The 20879-nt window shown below is 64.9% G+C and carries 18 protein-coding genes; 4 read left to right on the top strand and 14 right to left on the bottom strand.

Translation table 11 applies throughout. From position 1 onward, the window contains the following. Positions 1-101: 101 nt before the first annotated feature. From fdxA to EXV95_RS12310, 3 genes are all read right to left on the bottom strand, one after another. Positions 102-425, bottom strand: a complete 324-nt coding sequence (gene fdxA, locus EXV95_RS12320) for a ferredoxin FdxA (RefSeq protein WP_055396500.1) — start codon at positions 423-425, stop codon at positions 102-104. 15 nt (positions 426-440) lie between these two features. Next, entirely contained in the window at positions 441-737 is a 297-nt protein-coding gene (locus EXV95_RS12315) for a DUF2249 domain-containing protein (RefSeq protein WP_176887065.1), read from the bottom strand. A 67-nt stretch (positions 738-804) separates the two neighbouring features. Next, positions 805-2022, bottom strand: coding sequence for an NnrS family protein (locus tag EXV95_RS12310; RefSeq protein WP_176887064.1), 1218 nt, complete (start codon positions 2020-2022; stop codon positions 805-807). A gap of 120 nt (positions 2023-2142) precedes the next feature. On the opposite strand from EXV95_RS12310, the gene EXV95_RS12305 reads away from it, so the two are divergent. Beyond that, positions 2143-2655, top strand: coding sequence for an Rrf2 family transcriptional regulator (locus EXV95_RS12305; RefSeq protein WP_055396506.1), 513 nt, complete (start codon positions 2143-2145; stop codon positions 2653-2655). A 332-nt stretch (positions 2656-2987) separates the two neighbouring features. On the opposite strand, the gene EXV95_RS12300 is transcribed toward EXV95_RS12305, so the two are convergent. After that, positions 2988-4211, bottom strand: coding sequence for a helix-turn-helix transcriptional regulator (locus EXV95_RS12300; protein ID WP_255484725.1), 1224 nt, complete (start codon positions 4209-4211; stop codon positions 2988-2990). 191 nt (positions 4212-4402) lie between these two features. Between EXV95_RS12300 and EXV95_RS12295 the strand changes: the two genes are divergently transcribed. The 3 genes from EXV95_RS12295 (at position 4403) to EXV95_RS12285 (ending at position 10685) form a co-directional block, all read left to right on the top strand. Then, a complete protein-coding gene (locus tag EXV95_RS12295) occupies positions 4403-7246 on the top strand; it encodes an IPTL-CTERM sorting domain-containing protein (RefSeq protein WP_176887063.1) in 2844 nt (947 codons plus the stop codon). A 55-nt stretch (positions 7247-7301) separates the two neighbouring features. Next, positions 7302-9659 carry a glycosyl hydrolase family 18 protein gene (locus EXV95_RS12290; RefSeq protein WP_176887062.1) on the top strand — a complete coding sequence of 786 codons (2358 nt, stop codon included), beginning with the start codon at positions 7302-7304 and terminating at the stop codon, positions 9657-9659. Positions 9660-10031: 372 nt separating this feature from the next. Further along, positions 10032-10685, top strand: coding sequence for a VOC family protein (locus EXV95_RS12285; RefSeq protein ID WP_370460072.1), 654 nt, complete (start codon positions 10032-10034; stop codon positions 10683-10685). Between the two features lie 473 nt (positions 10686-11158). Here EXV95_RS12285 and EXV95_RS12280 read toward each other — a convergent pair whose 3' ends face one another. The 10 genes from EXV95_RS12280 to EXV95_RS12235 form a co-directional block, all read right to left on the bottom strand. Then, positions 11159-11452: a DUF4148 domain-containing protein gene (locus EXV95_RS12280; RefSeq protein WP_121508544.1), complete on the bottom strand. Its 294-nt coding sequence runs from the start codon at positions 11450-11452 to the stop codon at positions 11159-11161. A gap of 584 nt (positions 11453-12036) precedes the next feature. Then, the gene (locus tag EXV95_RS12275; protein ID WP_176887060.1) at positions 12037-12228 is read right to left on the bottom strand and encodes a DUF2892 domain-containing protein; all 192 of its coding nucleotides are present in this window, start codon (positions 12226-12228) and stop codon (positions 12037-12039) included. An 84-nt stretch (positions 12229-12312) separates the two neighbouring features. Beyond that, on the bottom strand, positions 12313-12693 hold the full coding sequence (locus tag EXV95_RS12270; RefSeq protein WP_176887059.1) for a rhodanese-like domain-containing protein: 381 nt from the start codon (positions 12691-12693) through the stop codon (positions 12313-12315). Between the two features lie 43 nt (positions 12694-12736). Beyond that, complete coding sequence (locus EXV95_RS12265; RefSeq protein WP_176887058.1) at positions 12737-13183, bottom strand: OsmC family protein; 447 nt, start codon at positions 13181-13183, stop codon at positions 12737-12739. A 45-nt stretch (positions 13184-13228) separates the two neighbouring features. Further along, the gene (locus EXV95_RS12260; protein WP_176887057.1) at positions 13229-14089 is read right to left on the bottom strand and encodes an MBL fold metallo-hydrolase; all 861 of its coding nucleotides are present in this window, start codon (positions 14087-14089) and stop codon (positions 13229-13231) included. A gap of 69 nt (positions 14090-14158) precedes the next feature. Continuing rightward, positions 14159-14452 carry a rhodanese-like domain-containing protein gene (locus EXV95_RS12255; protein WP_176887056.1) on the bottom strand — a complete coding sequence of 98 codons (294 nt, stop codon included), beginning with the start codon at positions 14450-14452 and terminating at the stop codon, positions 14159-14161. Between the two features lie 48 nt (positions 14453-14500). After that, positions 14501-15910: a TolC family protein gene (locus EXV95_RS12250; RefSeq protein WP_176887055.1), complete on the bottom strand. Its 1410-nt coding sequence runs from the start codon at positions 15908-15910 to the stop codon at positions 14501-14503. A gap of 13 nt (positions 15911-15923) precedes the next feature. After that, positions 15924-16133 carry a DUF2892 domain-containing protein gene (locus tag EXV95_RS12245; protein WP_176887054.1) on the bottom strand — a complete coding sequence of 70 codons (210 nt, stop codon included), beginning with the start codon at positions 16131-16133 and terminating at the stop codon, positions 15924-15926. A 59-nt stretch (positions 16134-16192) separates the two neighbouring features. After that, positions 16193-17479: an NAD(P)/FAD-dependent oxidoreductase gene (locus EXV95_RS12240; RefSeq protein ID WP_176887053.1), complete on the bottom strand. Its 1287-nt coding sequence runs from the start codon at positions 17477-17479 to the stop codon at positions 16193-16195. A gap of 61 nt (positions 17480-17540) precedes the next feature. Continuing rightward, complete coding sequence (locus EXV95_RS12235) at positions 17541-20879, bottom strand: efflux RND transporter permease subunit (protein ID WP_176887052.1); 3339 nt, start codon at positions 20877-20879, stop codon at positions 17541-17543.

Here is a 20879-nt window from a genome sequence, read left to right as displayed (position 1 = left end):
GCTCGCAGCATCGCTCTTTCCGTCCATTCCTCTCATTTCGCCTTCCGCACCCAGCGCAGCGGCCGCGTGGGCCGCGTGCGCCGGGGTGAAGTTTTCTACCGTTACCGTTTGAGCTCTTCGCGCTTGTCCTGAACCTTGCTCCACGCGTCGGCATCGGGCAGCGCGGGCTTGGTGCGGGTGATGGGCTTCCACTGCCGGGCCAGTTCGGCGTTGAGCGGCGTGAAGTCGCGCTGGTCGGCGGGCACGTCTTCTTCGGCATAGATGGCGGCAACCGGGCATTCCGGCACGCAGACCGCGCAGTCGATGCACTCGTTCGGGTCGATCACCAGAAAGTTCGGCCCTTCGCGAAATGCGTCCACCGGGCAAACGTCGACGCAATCCGTGTATTTGCAGCTGATGCAGGCTTCGGTGACCACGAAGGTCATGGCAATGGCTCCCGCTCAGCCGCCGCAGGACCCGCAGCAGGAGTCCACGCCGTGCACGGGCTTGCTGCTCGCGGGTTTGGCGATCTCGACACGCCATTGTTCGGGGCCGCTTTCCAGCGCAGTCCATTGGAAGGCGCCGTAGAGGCCGCTGTCGAACTGCCCGCGCAGCGGCAGCGGGTTGTGGTCGTTGATGAGTTCTATGGCCGCACCGGGCGGCAGCGCCATGAAGGTGGTGAATACCAGCGAGTGGCGTTGTTGTGGAGCAATGGTGCGCAGATCCACGGTGGGGGAAGAGGCGGTGGTGGATGTCATGAAAGGTCCTTGCGTGGTTGAAAAAGAAAGCAGTTGAGGGAAAAGGTGGGCGGCAGGAAGATGCGCCTCAGCCGTCCTTGCCGTCCGAGCGCGTCTGGAGCAGCCAGGGTGTGTAGATGTAGAGGTAGATCGCAAGCGCCACCGACCAGCCGGCTGCAGACAACACCAGGGCCAGGGGCAGCCACGTGGGCAGGGCCAGTGGCAGCGCCACGCGGACGGCTGCCGCCAGCATCACCAGCGCATAGGCCACCGTCTCGGGGCGGGACACCTGCAGCGCACGCCCGGTGTGCCCGCGGGCGGTGCGGGTGATCATTCCGATGATGAGACCGGCGGTGGCGCCCACCGCCAGCGCATGCACGCCGGCGGAACTGCTGATCGCGCCTAAGCGGGCAGCGGCGAGCAGGGCCAGACCGATGGGAATCCACGCGTACGAAAGGTGCAGGATCCACAGGATCGGGCGGCGCCGGGTGATGGCAGGCTGCCACTGCAGCATCCGTCCGGCCTGGACCACCGCGGCGAGCGACAAGACCACGCCAGCCGCCATGCCCCAGCCTGCCGTGGCGGGGGCGAAGACCCACAGCACCAGGGCCAGCGCGGTCAGCGCCAGCGCTGCGCGCTCCACCATTGCGCGCACCTGCAGTTTCAGGCCAGGGGTGGCGCTCATGGTGAAGGCGGGAATCACGCGGCCCGCGATCACGCACTCGATCATCACGATCAGGGCGAGTGCTGCGTACAAGGGCGTCATCGGGGACATTTCCAGCACGCCAGCCGCCCCCAGGTGGAAGAAGCCGTTGGCCAGCGCGAGGAGCATCAGCATGGCCGCCAGCGGCAGGTTGCGCCGGTTGCGCGCGCGCAGCAGCAGGCGCGTGAGCACCGCTGCCACCAGCGGCAGCAGCGCCAGGTCCAGCACGGCATACAGCGCGTAGGGGCCGGTCACCGCAGCCGCCCGTGCCGCGAGCCACAGCAGCGCCAGCGCGCCCAAAGCCGCGTCCCTTGGGGTGGTCAGCTCCGTCCAGGCCTTCACGGCGGTCAGCAGAAACCCAAGGATCACTGCGACCGCAAAGCCGAACAGCATCTCGTGCGCATGCCACAGCAGCGGCGGCAGTGCCAGAGCCAGATTCCATTGCCCCAGGTACATGGTCACCCACAGCGGAATCGATAGCAGCGCAAACGCCGCAGCCCCTAGGTAGAAGGGCCTGAATCCCAGTCTCAGCAGCGGCCAGCCCGAAAGCTGTGGCGCTGCGGTGGGCTCGATGGGCGAAGCGTGCAAGGGCGGGCTGGACATGATGGCTGGGCAATGCAGGTCGGCTGGACCCTGCAAAAACCTTGTAAGAGGTATGTGAAATGAATCTTATAACTAAAGCGGCTTTAAAAGAATATATTAGATGAATCTTTAAGGGCATCCATGCGACTTGCTGAGTACACCGACTACACACTGCGCGTTCTGATGTACTGCGCGGCCCGCCCGCAGCAGCTGGTGACCATCAGCGAGCTTGCCCAGCACCACGGGGTGTCCAGAAACCATTTGATGAAGATCGTCAACGACCTGGCGAGGCAGGGTGTACTGGCCACCACGCGCGGGCGGGGCGGCGGTCTGCGGTTGCTGAAGGACCCGACCGGGCTGCGCATCGGTGATGTGGTGCGCGCCTCTGAAACTGATTTCCGGCTGGTCGAGTGTTTCGACCCCGACTCTAACCAGTGCACGTTGTCACCGACCTGCCGCTTGAAGGGGGTGTTCAACACCGCGCTGAGTGCCTACTTCAGGGAGCTCGACAGCATGACGCTCGCCGACATCGTTGCGCCCGTGTCGGCACAAGCCGTGGGGGGGCATGCTTTGCCGCCGCTTGGCGCAGTGACTCCGGTGGCGGCGCCTCGAAGCCTTCGGAAGCTCGCCGGCAAGGCAATGTCCGGTGAGTGAGAGTCAGACCGCTCCGAGGCATCAAGACCTGACGAGCGAGTTGACGACGCATGGTCTGGAAATCAACACACTGCGCTTAGAAAGCACTCAGGCATCAATTTTGCAGCCTCGGACAATAGCGATCGAGATGATCTGGGCCATTTCCAACGTACCTGACTCCACCCCCAAGGGAGAAGGGGGCGCCTGGAGGCTGCCTCGCCAATCCCTGGCTCAAAGTATACGTTTTCGCGTTAAAGCGTCGGCTCGCACCCCGCATGGATGGAGATAGTCGTCAAATCCAGGCATTCATCCCACTGGCCTCTGGTACGTGGGCTGCTAGGCGTACCAAGAAGCTACCTTTGCGCACCGCCTGCCACCATAGCATCGGCCGCTTGTCCCGGCGCCAGTAGCATCAGCCTCGCGCTCAGAGCCACCAGATCCTGCTGGCGCTGGGTGCGGGTCTTGAGCAGAAGGGTGCTCATCTGCGTGCGTACTGTGCGGATACGCACGCCGCGCGCGTCGGCAAAGTCCTGCGGAGTCCGACCGCGCATCAACGCCAGCAGCAGGGCGCCTTCGGCCGGGCTCAAGCGGTAGGCCTGGCTCACCAGGGCGACGGCGGCGGCCGCGTCCAGCGTTCTCTCCATCAGAACCCAGGCCACTCCAGGGGCCGCGTGGTTCAAGCCCAGCGCGGCCAGATCGCCCACAGCCAGCGAGACCAGCAGCAGTCCGCCCGGCAGCTCGGCGCAGCCACTTTTGCCGCGCATGGACTGCGCGAACAGCGCGCCCAGCGCCGCATCTGTCTGCCGAACGTTTGCGATGCCCGTGAGCAGCTTGCGCAGGCTTCCATGCCCGGGGTTCACGGCGAGGCGCCGCGCGCGGGCGTTAGCGTGCAGCAGTCGCCCGCCTACGTCAAAGAACAACATGCCCATGGGCAGGCGTTCCATTAGCTCCTCCAGTCCCTGTGTGCGCGTACGCAATGACAGCATCTCGCGGTGCAAGAAGGCGGCGTGCTGCAACGCTCCGAACTCAGCATGAAAGCGCCGCATCTGTTCGGCCGTGAAGCCATCGTCGTCCCTGAGGCGATAGACCGACGCGAACAGGTGGCCCCCGGGGTGCCGCGCGTTCCACCCGCCGCCAAACATACGTGTGCCGATGCCGTGCGGGCGCAGGAAATCGTTGTAGAACGCCGTCTGCCGAAAGCGTTGTGCCGCAGGGGCTGGTGCATCTGTAACCACCGAAATGCCGCCGGGGCCAGCTTGGGTGTAGCCCGACATGGCGGCATCCCACAGTGGGTCCTGCTCGCGATACAGCGCGGCGTAGCGCAGCGTGGCCTCGGCCGTCACTCCCCTGCCTACCAACGCAGGCGCGCCCTCTGCGGAGGGCGCGTGCAACCAGTATCGCGGGTCGGGGTGTTCGGCAAAGCGCGGCCCCCACTGCGCCAGTTGCTCTGGCCCACTGGCAAGGACGAACCAGCCTATCTGGTCGGCGCCCAGGCTGATGGCATAGCTGTGTAGCGCCTCACCCCAGCGCTCATCGTCGGCCACGGCGCCCAGCAGATCGGTCAGTGCGTGATGCAAGGGTTTTTCCTTTTTAGCGGCGCTGATTGTGCGGGACTGCCGCAACGCGCGCTATTCCTCTGGGAATACCCCGAACCAAATTTGCAACGTTGTGCCAACTAACGCACACATATCGGTCAGGTGACCGATAGCCAGAAAGCACGGGCGTTCCAAGAATCGCGGGATTCTGTTTGCTCTCTGGAGATCCCCCAATGACCACCCCCGCATGGGCCGTTACGGCCCGTCGCGTACTGCACGCCGCCGCGCTGTGCCTGGGCGTTGCCAGCACTGCGCACGGCGCGGGCTGGCAGGCTGCCGGCAGCTATACCGGCGCGCGCTACCAGCACACCTCCACGCAACTGGCCGATGGCCGCGTGCTCCTCGCAGGGGGGCGCGGCAGCGGCGTGCTGGCCAGCACGCAGCTCTACGACACGGCCACGGGTCGTTGGGTTGGCGGCCCCGCCCTGCCGGGCCCGCGTGCGGGCCACACGGCCACGCCGCTGCGTGACGGCACGGTGCTGATCGCGGGCGGCGAAGGCGGCAACGCAGCTTCGGTGCGAGAAGCCGCCACCTTCGACCCGCAGAGCGGCGCGTTCACCGCCACCGACACCACCATGTCGCTGCGCCGCAGCCAGCACACGGCCACGCTGCTACAAGACGGCCGCGTGCTCGTCGCCGGCGGTCGGGGTACTGCGGGCCAAGAGGGGCCGAAGTCCGCCGAAATCTACGACCCCGCCACCCGCACCTGGGACAGCACCGGCGCCATGCCAGGGATGGGCGCGCGCCAGCACACGGCCACACTGTTGCGCGACGGACGTGTGTTGGTGGTGGGCGGCATGGATAACGGAGAAAGCCCCACCAACGCAGCTGCCCTTTGGGACCCTGCCACTGGCACCTGGACCAACGCCGCCCCCCTACCCGCGCGGCGCATGAACCACACCGCCACGCTGCTGCCTGACGGCCGCGTGTTCGTGGCAGGCGGCAACAATGCGGACGGCGCGCTGGGCGACACGCTGCTGTACGACGTGGCCACCAACACCTGGACGCCCGCCACCTCGCTGCACGTGGCGCGCACGCAGCACAGCGCCGCGCTGCTGCCCGACGGCCGCGTGCTGCTTGCGGGTGGCGCATCAGACGACGCCAGCGGAACGCCCACAGCGGCAGTGGAAATCTTCAACCCCGCCACCAGTCTGAGCAGTGTCTATGCCCCGATGGCACAGGCACGCGGCCTGCACAGCGCACTGCTGCTGCATACGGGCGAGCTGCTTGTGGCAGGTGGCGAGGGTGCTAGCGGTGCGGTGGCGAGTGCAGAGCGGCTGCAACTAAATGCGCTGGACGCAGCCACCACCGGCCCGTTGCCCGCGCTGCGCCAGAACCATCGAGCCACCGCGTTGCAGGATGGATTGGTACTCGTCACTGGGGGCATCGTTGCCAGCGGTGGTTCGGCCAACCCCTCCGCGACCACGCTGCGGTATGGCATCGCCACCGGCTTGTGGCAGCCTGCAGCTCCGATGGCCGACGCGCGCCGCTACCACACGCAAACCTTGCTGGCCGATGGCCGCGTGCTGGTGGCGGGCGGCTCGGAGGCTCTCGCCAGCGCCGAGCTGTACGACCCCACTGCCAACCAGTGGGCCACTACCCCCGCGCTGCTGCAGGGCCGCTATGACCACACCGCTACGTTGCTGCCCGGCGGCGACGTGCTGGTGGCCGGCGGCAGCAATGGCTTCAGCACCAACGTTGGCATGGCCGAGATCTACCGCCCCGGCGCCAACCTGTGGGTGTCGGCCGGCGCTATGCTGAACTCCCGCCACGGCCACACGGCAACGCTTCTGGCCGATGGCCGTGTGCTCGTGGCCGGCGGCAACGTCGCCAACGGCCAAGGCACCGCGACTGTGGAGTTCTACAACCCCGCGACCGGCACCTGGACGGCCGGCCCCAGCCTGCAGCAGGCCCGCAACCAGCACACAGCCACGCTGCTGGCCGACGGGCGCGTGCTGGTAGCAGGGGGCCACACCTTCGCCGGAGGCTACCTGGCTAGTGCCGAAATCTACAACCCCGCCACCAACACCTGGCAGGCCACGGGCCCGCTGCAGCAGGCGCGCAATGTGCATACTGCTACGCTGCTGGCCGATGGCCGGGTGTTCGTCACTGGGGGGGGCTACAACGGCGGAAGCGTTGCCGCCACTGAGGTGTATGACCCCGGTTCCGGTACGTGGCAAACGGCTGGTCCCATGCCTCAGGCGCGTAACAGCCACACCGCAACCCTGCTGGCCAACGGGCAGGTGCTGGTGGTGGGTGGGCTGCAGTCGAACTCGGCACCCGCGCTTCTTTATGGGCACCAAATCGGCGTGCCTGATGCGCGTCGCCCGCGCATCACGTCCTACCCCACGCAGCTCGCAGTTGGCGCGGCACTGCAACTGCTGGGGCAGCGCTTCACCGGCGACGGCGAAGCCAGCGGCGGCGGCACCAGCCAGTCCGCCACTCCCGCGCCCCTGCTGCGCCTGCAGCGCGTGGACAACGGCGCCGTTGCGTGGCTGCCAGCCTCGGCGTCGGAAGCGGCCAGGTTCACCGCGCGCGCCCTGCCGCCGACCACAGTCCCCGGCCCGTACACGGCCACGCTGTTCGCCAATGGCATGGCGTCCGACTCAGTGCCGATGCTGGTGGTGCCCGCAGGCGGGCCGAACGCCCCGACCAACGTCAATGCCATGCCCGGCGACGCGCAAGTCACCGTGCGGTGGCAGGCACCGGTGGGCGGCACCGCGCCCACGTCTTACACCGTCACCGCCCAGCCCGGCGGCGCGAGCTGTACCGTACAGGCGCCCGCCACTACCTGCACGGTGTCGGGCCTTACCAACGGCACCACCTACACCTTCACCGTCACTGCCAACAACGCTGGCGGCAGCGCGTCGGCCCCGCCCACTGGTGGCGTGGCGCCCGCGCCCAGGCCAGTGGTTGGCGGCGCGCAGGCCATCCCTACATTGGGCGAATGGGGCGTGCTGCTGCTCGCCGCGCTGATGCTGCTGGCCGGTCTGCACACACGTCGCTTTGTTGTTTGACTATCAAAAGGAGAGCATCCAGCGCTTTCCTTGAAAGCGCTGGATGGCAAAATACATGAAAAAATTCACAATTCCCCATTGGACTACACGCGCCCTGGCTGCATCACTGCTGCTGGCCTGCACCCAGGCTTTCGCGCTGGAATGCGCCCCAGGCCAATGGCTGGCGGAGTATTTTCCCAACACCAAGCTGGCAGGTAACGCCGTGCTGGAGCGCTGTGAGAGTGGTCCCATCGACTACTACTGGATGACCGACAGCCCAGCCCCCAAGTTGCCGGTGGACGGCTTCTCCGCGCGCTGGACGGCAAGTCTGCCATTCGCTGGGGGCGCAGCTAAGTTCACGACGTATACCGACGACGGTGTGCGCGTGTTCGTAGATGGCAAACGCATCATCAACAACTGGACCGTGCACGGCATCACGATGGACGCGGCCTCCGTGCGTCTCTCGGAAGGCCGCCACACGGTGCGCATGGAGTACTTCGAGGCGGGCGGCGAAGGACTCGCGCAGCTCTTCATTGAAGGCACGGCACCGACCACGCCACCGCCCCAGCCTCCACGTATCCAGGCGTTCACGGCCCAGCCCGACTTGATCGAGGCGGGCAACAGCAGCATCCTCTCGTGGAGTACAGAGAATGCCACGGCCTGTACCGCCACGGGAGGCTGGAGCGGAGAGCAGGCAGGCACTGGTGGCACCAGCGTGCGGCCCACCGTCACCACCACCTACGGCCTGAGCTGTCGCAACGCGGCTGGCTCCACCACGGCGGCATCGGCCACGGTGACTGTGCGCAAGACACAGCAGCCCCCCACCATCGGCAGTTTCAGTGCCACGCCCACACGCATCATGGCGGGCCAGAGCGCCCAACTGGCCTGGCAGGCCCACAACGCGACCACTTGCACGGCATCGGGCGGCTGGAGTGGGCCGCGCGCGGCCGAGGGCAACGAACTGGTGCGCCCCGCAGCGAACGCGGCGTACACGCTGACCTGCACCAACACCGCGGGCCAAAGCGTGGCCGCCACCACCCAGGTGGCCGTGGAGGCCACCAATCCGCTGCCACCCGTGGGCGGCGTGACGGCCGCCAGGACCAGCGGCGGGGTGAGCGTGGGATGGAACCCCGCCGCCCAGAGCGGCAAATGGGTCAACGGCTACTACGCGGGTTGGTTCTGGGAAACGTACCCGCCCGAAGCCGTGGACATGGGCACCATGACGCACTTCGTCTTCGGCCGCTATGCGCCCGCGCTCGGTTCACTGCCCGGTGGCCGGGCGGGCGATCTGCTCGAAGGCGCCGGCTCGGGCCACCTGGCCAACGTGGAGGACGCGCTGATCGCCAAGGCCCACGCCGCGGGCGCCAAGGCGGTGATGATGGTGGGCGGAGACAGCGACGGGCCCGGTTTTGTTGCCGCCACCGCCAATGCCACGGTGCGCGCACGCTTCATCAAGAACGTCCTCGACAAGGCCGTCCAGAAGAACTACGACGGCGTGGACATCGATTGGGAAGAGAACCTCGACACTGCGGCTACCCGCGCCCAGGCCTTGGCGCTGCTGCGCGAGCTGCGCGCCGCCTCGACGCTGCGTGCCCGCTACCAGGCGCCGAACGCGCCGCTGGAACTGAGCTGGCCCGGCTTCTGGGTCAACAAGAACGACCCCGACATCACGCCCTGGCACGCGGAGGTGGCCGCCACAGTCGATCGTTTCAACCTGATGACCTACAGCATGGCCGGCGACTGGGGATGGCAGTCGTGGCACCACTCGCCGCTGTCCGGTGCGGGCGATCTGTACCCGACCTCGATCGAATCGACGGTTCAGGCCTATCTGGACATGGGCATTGCGCGCTCCAAGCTAGGTATCGGCATCGGCCTGTACGGTGCGTACTACAACAGTCCAGTCACGGGGCCGCGCCAGAGCATGGACGGCATGCAAGGCTGGATGAACAACGGCGACTGGGAGAACAACTACCAGCGCCTGGTGAACGACAACGCCTTCAACCGCGCGGGCGCCACGTACCACTGGGACGACGTGGCCAAGCAAGGCTACATGACCTACTCGCCACCCTGGAACCGTGGCACGAACACGCCGGTTACCTACCTGAGCTTCGAAGACGAGCGCTCCATCGCCGAGAAAGGCAAATGGGTGCGCGAGCAGGGCCTGGGCGGCACACTGGTGTGGACCATCAACTATGGCTACCTGCCGCAGTCGAACAGCAATCCGCAGATGCAGGCCGTCAAGCAGGCCTTCATCGCAGACAGCGCCACGCGCTACCGCATATACCGCGACGGTGTGGTCATTGCAACGGTCACCGGCTTGAGTTACACGGACGTTACGCCCCCGCTCGGTAGCCACTACTACCAAGTCAGCGTCTTGGATGCGGCGGGTAACGAGGGACCACAGTCTGCCCCGGTAACGGTACAGCTCCCCTAAGTGAACAAGAGGGTGGCTCGCGCTAGGTCCTAAGCGCTTTGGACCTAGTTTCGTTGAGGAAAATTATCCACAAGTCGAACCAAGCAAGTTCACCTTTCTCGTTCGGTATTACCGAGAAGATCCGAGGCACATCAACGGCCGAGGTGCATCCATCGAGCAGGATGGGTTTGCTACCGCCGAAAGATTTATGCGAAGTCGCAACACGGCTCAATTGGGCGTTGCTGCGTGCTAGCCTATAGGCAAAGTTCTTGCGGTAGTGGAGTTGAGACGGGCGCCAGTCTTGAAAACTCTGACCGCAAGCCACCTCCTGGAGTAGTCAGAGTCCAACATAACCCGTACCGTCCAGTTGATCCCGCTGGCTTTGCGGTCCAAATGACGTTGGGCTTCACAGAACACATGGTGTCGCGCCTCGACCACATCACCATCGTTGCACCGAGCCTCGTCGCGGGATCAGCCTACGTCGAGGCCGCTCTCGGCGTAGCCCCGGGGCCGGGCAGAGAGCATCCGAGCATGGCTACGCATAACCTGCTGCTGTCGCTGGGGTCTTCAGTTTACCTAGAGGTGATTGCTGCTAACCCTGACGCAGCGCCTGTTTCGCGGGCTCGCTGGTTTGGCATCGACGAGATTCTGGACGGCAGTACACCTCGTTTGGCCGCCTGGGTGGCGAGTACAAATGACATTGCTGCCGCGACCGTGCCTGCCCTTGGTCAGGTTGAGACGATGTACCGTGAGTCCCACACTTGGCAGATGGCGTTCCGTCCCGACGGCGCACTCGCGTTGGATGGGGCTGCGCCGCTATTGATTCAACGGGCCGTTGACGCGAATCCTATCGCAACGATGCCCGCAAGCCCACTTCAGATCAGGGAACTTCAAATACAGCATCCAGCCCCGGAAGAAGTTCTCGCACTCTTTGCCGCCATTCGCCTAGCCTCAATACCGAGCGTCACAGTCGCCCGAGGCGCGACATGTGCTTTGGTTGCCGAGATTCAAACGCCGTCAGGGCTGCGCAGGCTTGGTGGAGCCTAGCCCTCGCTCAAGCGGAGCGCCAACGGCTGCTTTTGGCGGCGATAGTACTCATTCGCTCGCGGTCGTCATATGTCCGCAATCAGCTTGAGCCGACCTCCCCTAAAGGATTCTGGGGTTTGTCGTTGCAGCGCGATTGGAAGAGTTGACGACTTTAAATTGGCGGCCACTTGGCTAGGCAGTTCGCTAGGCCGCATGGATGCTGGGCGGGTGTTTACGATCAGAATAGTTGCGATTCGGAGATGCGGGCAAGAGCGAAGAAGGAAGCCCCGTGGGAACCGCCTTCATCCTCGGTCCCCGCGCCGGATGCGCAAAACGCGCAGGGAGAGACAGCTGCTTGCCGAGGCATAGGCGTAGCAACAAAAAGGGCTCCCAGTGGGAGCCCAGTTTGCTTGCCTGACAGTGAGGAAAACACTTCCCATGGCAGCAGCACCCGCGAAGTGCCGCCACCATGGGAAGGCCCGCAACTGCGTCAATTACATGGCGCTGAACTCGCCGTGGGGGATCTTGCCTGTGCGCAGGGCTTCGGCTGCCTGGGCACGCACTGCCGCGCGGTCAGCTGTGGAGGTGTATGTCACCACGCGCGAGCCAGCAGGTTCTTGGCTGCGGGTCTGGGCCACCGTGGCGGCTTCCGCTTGCACTTCAGCACGGGTGCGGTTGGTGTCGAACTGGAGCGCAAATTGCGAGCCATCAGCTTCGTCTGCGTGGGCGCCGAAAGAGGCGAAAGCAGCAACAGCGGCGATAGAGAGGAAACGGGCAGTCGTGTTCATGGTGCAATCCTTGGATAAAAAGCGTCTCAAAAAAAGCCGGAATAAAGCGCCAGAAGCGGATGCTGAAAACTGCTTCAAACCGGGTTCGGTGAGTCGCCTTGCGGGTTCGGCTCATCGATGGGTTGAACTGTACGCCGGTGCTGTTCAGAGAAAAACTACCCAGTCGCAAACTAACTGTTCCAGTATTGGAAACAATTGATCTGCTGCGCCAAGAAGCGCTTCGCAGGGAGGGGGTATGCAGGGATTGGAGGCCCATGGGCGTATTTCACCCACTGGGTTTTACGGGGAGAAACTCTGGTGCCCGGGCCTGCGACGCCGGGAAAGCGTGGAGCTGTCGAACTGGCCTGCGTAAGTCAGAGCCTAGGTGATGCAGACCACCCGCCGGTGGTGGTGCGGGTGGTCTTGCACGGGGCGTCAGCCCTTCGGTAGCGCTGTTGTGCGGAGGTGGTGGACCGGCTTGAGATGTGTGGGGGCCAAATTGTCGAAGCGTCTGTTCACGATCTCCGGCGAGACCGTAAACACGTGCTCAGGGCTGCACGTACGGGAAATGCCTGCACCGCACGCGCAGCGTTTGCCGCGTCTGGCTACTTTTTCAGGGGGCAGGTATTGATGCCCAGCAGTGTGTAGGCGGGGCAGAAGCGGAACAGACCGGTGGCCAAGGGGACGACGCCCAACCAGCCCCACCATCCCACAGTGTTGGTGGCAGCCAAGGCAATCAGCACCAAGCCTGCCACGATGCGCAGCACGCGATCCAGGGTTCCAACATTGAAGTTCATGAAAATTCCTTTTGGTTACGCATGGGCCCCGGGGGCGGGGCCTTTCTTGCACAGGAGGTGGCGCATGGCTGATGCACCACCGGATCAGTCGAAAGACGGTGGCTCGGGGGACGCCACGGGTTTGCCCGCTGCAGCCCAGGCGTCAAAGCCGCCTGCGATGGACTGCACCTGCAGGTAGCCCATGTCGCGCATGGCGCAGGCCGCCAAGGCGGCCCTCCCGCTGGTCTTGCAGTACAGCACCACCTTCAGATCGCGCGAGGTGAGTGCAGGCGTGCTGCTGAGCTTGAACTCCAGCACGCCGCGCGAGGCGTGGATGGCACCGGGTATGTGTCCTGCCTGGTACTCGTCGGCCTCGCGCACGTCGATCAGAACATCGGCTAGTCGGATGGCTTCATCGGCTTGGTCGATGGAGACTTCATGGACCTGGGCTTTCGCTGCGGCCACGAGATCGTGGGCTGTTTTCATCGGACGTTTCCTCAAGTAGTGAGACGATGGATATGCCGCGCTGTCATTTGAGGACGGCGTTGTTGGCGTCCAGCACTTTCAGCACGATGGGAATGCCCTGCCCCACGCTCTGGGTTACCGTGCAATAGCTTTCGAACTGGCCCAGCACGCGGTCCAGGTGTTCCAGTTGTGCGGCGGGTACGCCCAAGCGCAAGGTGGCATCCATGCGCAGCACGCGCAGGCGCCCTTCAGGGTTGCGGCCAACCTGGGCCACCACAGTGGCGCGCAATGGCTCCGGTGACTGTTTGAATTTGCGCAGCGCAAACAGCAGGGAGTCACTCAGGCAGTTGCCCACCGCTGCGCAAAGCAACTGCACCGGCGATGGGCCCTTGCCCGAGCCCAACGGGGCGGGTTCGTCGCCGATCAGATGGGGGACGGTGCCACCAAAATGGATGTCAAAGCGGTAGTCCTCTTGCTGGACAAGCTCAACGGTGATCTGTTCGTTGCTCATGGAAATCTCCGGGATCTTCAGAGGGGTTGGCTGGTGGATAGCGTGTCACAGCGCGTTCACGGGAATCTTGAGATAGGTCACGCCGTTGTCTTCTGCCGGGGGCATCGCCCCGGCCCTGATGTTGACCTGCACCGACGGCAGGATGAGAACGGGCATGTCCAGCGTTGCATCGCGCCGGGTGCGCAGTTCGACGAATGCCGCTTCGGTCATGCCGTCGTGCACATGGATGTTGTGGGCGCGCTGAGCGGCGACCGTGGTCTGCCAGGCGGGGGCGCGCTCTGCGGGGGGGTAGTCGTGGCACATAAAAAGGCGGGTCTGTGCGGGCAGGCTGAGCAGCTTGCGCACCGACTGGTACAGCGTGTGCGCATTGCCACCCGGGAAGTCGCAGCGCGCGGTGCCGACGTCGGGCATGAACAGGGTGTCGCCCACCAACACGGCGTCTGCAATCTGGTACGCCATGCACGCAGGGGTGTGGCCCGGCACGGCCAGCGCCTTGGCTTCGAGCTGGCCAATAGAAAACACTTCTTCGTCGTGCAGCAGGTGGTCGAACTGACGGCCATCCGGGTGGAACTCTGGCTCCAGATGGAAGATGGCTTTGAACACCTCTTGCACCTGGGTGATGGCGGCTCCGATGGCGATTTTTCCTCCCAGCTTGCTGCGAAGGTAGTGTGCGGCGGACAGGTGGTCGGCATGGGCATGGGTTTCCAGAATCCATTGCACGGTCAAACCCTTGCTCTGGACGAACGCTACCAGACGATCCGCAGAATGCGTGCGGGTGCGGCCTGATTTTGCGTCGTAGTCCAGCACCGAATCCACCAGTGCGCAGTGGCCCCCGAGCTCGTCAAACACCACGTAGCTCACGGTCCAGGTCGTGTCGTCAAAGAAGGCTTCTATCTGGGGCTTCACGGGGGTCTCCTGTTGCAGGCTCGATGGACACAATGCTCCGAGTGTGGCGGTGGCAAGCGCCTGATCCCATCAGTCGCGTTCGATGGGGCGGCCCAGCTGTAGGGCCACACTGCTCACACCGCCGCCATTGGACACCTGGCTGTAGCCTTGCGTGCGCAACCACTGGACTGCCATGCCCGAGCGTGCGCCCGAGAGGCAGCAAAGCACCATCGGCTGGTCGCGGTGTGGGAGCGCTACAGCGGCCTGCTGGGCCAGGCTGTCCAGCGGCAGGTTGATGGAGCCAGCCACATGGCCTGCTGCGAATTCGCCAGGCGAACGGACGTCGACGACCAGGGGAAGCGTGGAGGCGGGGTGGTGATTCATGGCGCTGGCGGTGTGGGGGTGTGGGATGAGGGCATGGTTGGGGGCGATTCAAGGTGTGGGCGGAGCCAGCATGTGCGCTGTGTCGGTGGCCGCTTGCAACGCGGCCTCATCCAGTTGGCCCGCCAACGCGATCAACTGCAGGCGTTCTTGCGCCATGTGAGTCTGGTGCCCCAGCAGGTTGGATTGCGACTGCATCGCGTCATTGTGTGCCTGCAGCAAATCCAGTGTGGTGCGGTCGCCCACCTGGCGACCCAGTTGGGTCGCCAGCAGCCGGACCTGGGCCGACCTGAGCGCCGACTCCAGGGCCTGGGTCCGGGCAGCTCCGGCCTGCAGGTGCAGCCAGCTGGTGCGTACCTGCTGGGCTACGGCGAGCCGGGCGCTGTCGAGGTCGGCCTGGGCCTTGTCCTGAAGGCGCAGCAGTTCCTGATGGCGCGCATCAAGTTGGCCACCGGTGTACAGCGGCACCTGGATCTGCACACCCACCATGTACTGGCGTGCGGAGTTGCTGGCAGAGCCCCACCGGCCAGATCCTGACAGGTGGTCGCCTCCCGTCTGGGCCACCAGGTCCACCTTGGTGCTGGCAAAACGCGCCGCCTTGGTGGCCTCTTGCTCGGCCAGGGCGAGGGCCTGCGCCTGGGTACGCACCTGAAGGTTGTCCTGCGCGGCGAGATCCAGCCAGTGAGGCAGGGGTGCGAGGGGTTTGCCATCGCGCAAGGTGGTGGGTTCGTTGCCCGACGAGGCGGGCAGGTGCAGGGGGGGCAGTTGCGCAGGATTCCAGCCTGTGGTTTGGGCCAGAGCCTGGCGCGCAATCTGCATCTCGACATCGGCTGCTTGCACCAGTGCAGCGTTGGCCTGCGCACGCGCCTCGGCTTCGCGCACATCCGTGATCGGCGAGTCTCCCAATGCAAAGCGGTCCTGCGCCTCTTTGAGAGCCTGATCGGTTGCTTCCTGCTGGCGCAGTAGCAACGCGCGCTGCTGCTGCGCCAGCACGGCCGAGAAGTACTGCTGGGCCGTTCGCAGCATCAGCTGTTGCTGCACCGAGGCGGCCTGCAGTTCTGCCAGATCGGCGGACAGCTGCAGCTGGCGCCCCTGTGCGCTGCGCTCGGGGTTGTACAGCGGCATGCGCGCCTCCACACCCCAGCGTGTGCCCGGGCCGCTGCGGACCGAGGTGTCAAAACCCACCCCAGAGGTCTGTGGTGTCCCTGGCATGGAAAACGCGGCCCCCTGGGCAGAGGTCTGTGAGCCCATCGCGCCTGCCGCAGCCTGGGCCGTCACAGAGGGGTTCCACAAGCGGCTGGCCTGCACGCGGCGGGCCTCGCCTGCGGCGCGTGTGGCCGCTGCTGCTGCCATGTCCGGGTGTTGCTGCCGTGCGGCCAGCCAAGCTTCGTGCAAATCTGCCGCCTGGGCTGCACCCATGCCGCAGGCCAGCAAGGCAGCGCTCAGGAGGAGTTTGCGCATGGCGTGGTCCTCCTTAGCAGCCTGGGCGCACGCCCAGCTTGCGCAAGATGGTCTCCATCAGGCACCACTTGGTGAGTCCGCTCTGCAGCAGGTTCACGCCCACAAACGCCGTGAAGGCCAGCCACCACTGGCTGGCAAAAATAGGGCTGCCGGGAATGCCCAACGCCAGAGAAAGCAGGATGAAGGTGCCTGCGACCAAACGAACGATTTGCCAGGTTGTCATGATGAACTCCTTGTTAAGAAACGATAAAAATTGGGGGTGGGTGCGTGGTCACGCGCCGGTCAATGGGGCTTTTGCTCGTGCAGGCGGGTGATGCCCAGGAGCTTGAGCACGTACTTCTCGTAGATGGGCTCGGAATTGCCCGACTTCATCTTGTTCAGGAAGTACTTCTCGAAAGCAATCTTGCCCAGGTGCACCCATTTACCCTTCTTGAACCAGTTGACGTTGCGCGGCGGCATTTGCGGCAGCGCTACAAACGCCGCGCCGGTGTCCCCCATGTCGGCCAGGCAGATGGCGTTCCAGGTGGCGGTGGCGTTGGCGGGCTGGCCCGCGATGTCAGCGGCAATGTTGTGCACGATGGCCGAGACCATGGTCTCGATCATGTAACCCGTCTTGGGCGCCCCGGTGGGGACGGGTGTTACCTCGACGGGAGGAATCGCAACGCATACCCCGGCAGAGAAGATGTGGGGGTAGGCCTTGCTGCGCTGGTGCTCGTCGATCAACACGAACCCGCGCGGGTTGCACAGCCCGGGCACGGACGCCACGGCATCAACCCCTTTGAAGGCAGGCAGCATCATCGACAGCTTGAAGCCCAGCTCGTGCTGCTGGTGCACCTGGCCTTTGTCGTCCAGCTGCTCGACAAACATCTTGCCCGCTTCAACCCGTGTGGTGCGCGCGTTGTGGATCCACTTGATGTCCTGGCTGCGCAGCTCGCTCTCCAGCATGCTCTTGCTGTCGCCCACGCCGCCCAGGCCCAGGTGGCCGATGTAGGGCTCGCTGGTGACAAAAGTGATCGGCACCTTGTGGCGCAGCTTGCGCTTGCGCAGGTCCGCTGCAACGATGAATGCGAACTCGTAGGCCGGGCCAAAACAGCTCGCGCCTGGCATGGCGCCAATGACGATGGGGCCGGGGGCTTCCAGAAACTTCTGGTAGTCGCGCCAGAAGTGCTCCGCATGGTCTACGGAGCAAACCGAATGTGTGTGCCCGTTGAGAGGGCCAGAACCAGGCACTTCCTCAAAGGCCAGCCGGGGGCCGGTGGTGATTACCAGGTAGTCATAGGCCACGGTGCTTCCGTCTTCCAGCATGACGGCTTTGCCCGGAGCATCGATGGATTTCACCGGTTGAGCGATGAAATCAATGCCCTTGCGCTCCAGCAAGGGGCGGATCTGCAGGACGATGTCATCGCGCTTTCGCCAGCCCACGGCGATCCAGGGGTTGGAGGGCACGAACTGGAAGTAGTCCACCGCGCTGATCACTGTGATCCGATCCTCGCGTGGCAGCTTGCTGCGCATTTCGTACGCAGCCGGCATGCCTCCAATACCCGCTCCAATAATCACTACGTGTGCCATGTTGTCTCCTGTCGTTGAAGGATGGTTGTTGTTGCCCGGCCGCTTGTGTGGCTCTGAGCGTTCAGTGCGTTCCGTGGTGCACGGCAGCCTCTGTCGGGCTGTTGTCAGGGCGGCCGGCAGGCTCTGCGCCGTCTGGGCCGCTGTCCGCGCTGCGGTCCTGGTACGCTGCGTAGTACAGGGTGGGGATCACCACCAGCGTGAGCACGGTGGAAACAAAGATGCCGAAGATCAGTGAAATGGCCAGGCCATTGAAGATCGGGTCGTCCAGGATGAAGAACGCGCCGATCATGGCCGCCAGCCCCGTCAGCACAATGGGCTGCGCACGGGTAATGGCCGAATGGACGATGGCCGTCTTCAGGGGTACGCCCTCGCGCACCTGCAGGTTGATGAAGTCCACCAGCAGGATGGAGTTGCGCACGATGATGCCCGCCAGCGCAATCATTCCGATCATGCTGGTGGCGGTGTACTGCGCGCCCAGCAAGGCATGGCCGGGCATCACGCCGATGATGGTCAGCGGAATGGGCGCCATGATGATGAGCGGCGTGAGGTAAGAACCAAACTGCGCTACCACCAGCAGGTAGATCAGGATCAGGCCCACCGCGTAGGCCGCTCCCATGTCGCGGAAGGTCTCAAACGTGATCTGCCATTCGCCGTCCCACTTGACTGCGTAGCCCCTGAGCGCGTCCGCAGGCTGGCGCACGAAGTATTCCTGCACCGATCCGCCGTCAGGCGCCACGATGCGGGCAATCGCGCTGCGCGCCTGGAACATGCCGTACAGCGGGCTGTCCACACGGCCCGCCATGTCGGCCACCACGAAATTCACTGGCAACAGGTCCTTGTGATACACGGGCTGTTCGCGCAGGGTGTCGCTCACCGTGACCAGCTCGCGGATGGGGACCAACTGGCCTTGAGAACCCCGTACCGTCAGGCGCAACAGTGACTCCAAGTCGCCGTGGCTTTCTGCGGGCAATTGCAAAAGCACGGGCGCCGGGTATTTGCTGGCGTCGCGCAGCCAGGTGGTGGCTTCGCCGCTCAGCCCCGCATGCAGCGCGCTCACGATGGCCTGCTGGGGAATGCCCAGCAGGGACGCCTTGCGCCGGTCCACGATGAGCAGCTTGCGAGGGGCGTCGGCAATGCTGCTGTCGTCGGCGTCCACAATGCCTTCGGTAGCGGCCAGCGCGGCGCGCACAGCACGCGCCACTTCGCGCCTGCCATCGGCCTCGGGGCCATACACCTCGGCCACGATGGGCGACAGCACAGGTGGGCCGGGTGGCACTTCCACCACCTTCACATTGGCGCCATGGCGCTTGCCGATCTCCTGCAGGGCGGGGCGCACCCGCATGGCAATGGCGTGGCTCTGGTCCTTGCGGTGTTGCTTGTCCACCAGATTGACCTGGATGTCACCGACCTCGCCCCCGGTGCGCAGGTAGTACTGTCGCACCAGTCCATTGAAGTTGATGGGGCCGGAGAGGCCTGCGTAGGCCTGGTAGTCGGTCACCTCGGGCACGGTGGCCAAGTGTGCTCCCAACTCATGTAGCACGGCGGCCGTGCGCTCTACCGGGGTGCCCGCAGGCATGTCTACCACCACCTGGAACTCGGACTTGTTGTCGAACGGCAGCATCTTGAGCTGCACCCATCCGAGCACCGGCAAAGCGACCGACAAGGCAATGAGTGCCGCCACGCCCAGCCCCAGCCAGCGGCGATTGCGCCGGCCTTGGGCGTCATCCAGCAAGGGGCTGAAAACCCGCTCGAAGGTGGGCGCGATGCGGGCACTGAGCCCACTGTGCACGGGGTTGGTATGCCCTGGTGGATGGCCAGTGTGCTCCTTCATCCACAGCCGGGCCAGCCAGGGGGTGATGACGAACGCCACGGCCAGCGACAGCAGCATGCCCATGCTGGCGTTGATGGGGATGGGGCTCATGTACGGGCCCATGAGGCCGCTCACAAACGCCATGGGCAGCAGGGCGGCAATCACGGTGAATGTGGCCAAAATGGTGGGGCCACCCACCTCGTCCACCGCGTGGGGGATGATGTCCTTGAGGCTGCGTCCGGGGTGCAGCAGTTGGTGGCGGTGAATGTTCTCCACCACCACAATGGCGTCGTCCACCAGGATGCCGATCGAGAAAATCAGCGCAAACAGCGATACCCGGTTGAGGGTGAAGCCCCAAGCCCAGGACGCAAACAACGTCACCGTGAGCGTCAGCACCACGGCCACGCCCACGATGGCGGCCTCGCGGCGGCCCAGGGCCAGGAAGACGAGTGCCACCACCGACGCTGTGGCGAACAGCAGCTTCTGGATGAGCTTTTGGGCCTTGTCGTTGGCGGTGGCGCCGTAGTTGCGGGTTTCCGTCACCTCCACGCCGTCGGGAATCACGGTGTTGTGCAGTTGCTCGACCCGCTGCATCACCGCATTGGCGACGTCGATGGCGTTCTCTCCCGCCTTCTTGGTCACTGTAAGGGTCACGGCCGGGTATTCGTCCACGGCGCTCTGCGGGGCTTCGTCGCCGCCGTTGGCGGTGCGCCGTGGAACCCCGTGCCAGACGTAGCGGCTTGCGGGCAAGGCGCCGTCCTGAACATCGGCCACATCTTTCAGAAACACCGGCTTGCCTGAGCGCACGCCCACCATGAGGTCGGCCACCTCATCGGCGCGCGCGAGAACGGGGCCGCTGTCCAGCTGGAGGGTTCGGTCGCCGCCCAGCAGTTCGCCCACGGGCAGACCCATGTTGGCCGACTGCAAGGCGCGGCGCAGGTCGTCCACTGTAGTGCCGGTGGCCGCCATGCGGTTGGTGTCCATGCGCACCAGCACGGCGCGGCCTGGGCCGCCCAGGGTCTGCACCTCGCGGGTGCCGGGCACGCGCTTGATCTCGGCCTCCAGGCTGTGGGCCACGCGCTCCAGCGCAAAGGCACCGGAGGTTTCGTCGCGGCTGTGCAGGGTGAGCGTCACCACGGGCACGTCGTCGATGCCCTTGGGCTTGATGATCGGGTCCATGGCCCCAAGCCCCTTGGGCAGCCAGTCGGCATTGCTGCGCAAGGTGTCGTGCAGGCGTACCAGCGCTTCGGTGCGTGGCACGCCTACCTTGAATTGCACGGTCATCACCGCCACGCCGGGCCGGGACACCGAGGTCACGTGCTCCGTGCCTTGCATCTGCGACAGCACTTGTTCGGCTGGGGTTGCAATCATCTGCTCCACGTCCGCCACGGAGGCGCCGGGGAACGGCACGATGACATTGGCCATGGTGACGTCGATTTGCGGCTCTTCCTCGCGGGGCGTGACCAGCACTGCAAAAACGCCGAGCAAAAACGCCACCACGGCCAGCAAGGGCGTGATTTGCGCGCCCTGAAACAAGGCGGCGATGCGCCCGGAGATTCCGAGCGGAGAAGGATTTTGGGGGGTGCTCAT

This window comes from Acidovorax sp. JMULE5 (assembly GCF_013376875.1).
GTDB lineage: Bacteria > Pseudomonadota > Gammaproteobacteria > Burkholderiales > Burkholderiaceae_C > Acidovorax > Acidovorax facilis.
The sequence above is the reverse complement of the archived record's forward strand: the minus strand, read 5'-3'. Positions and strand labels throughout refer to the sequence as shown.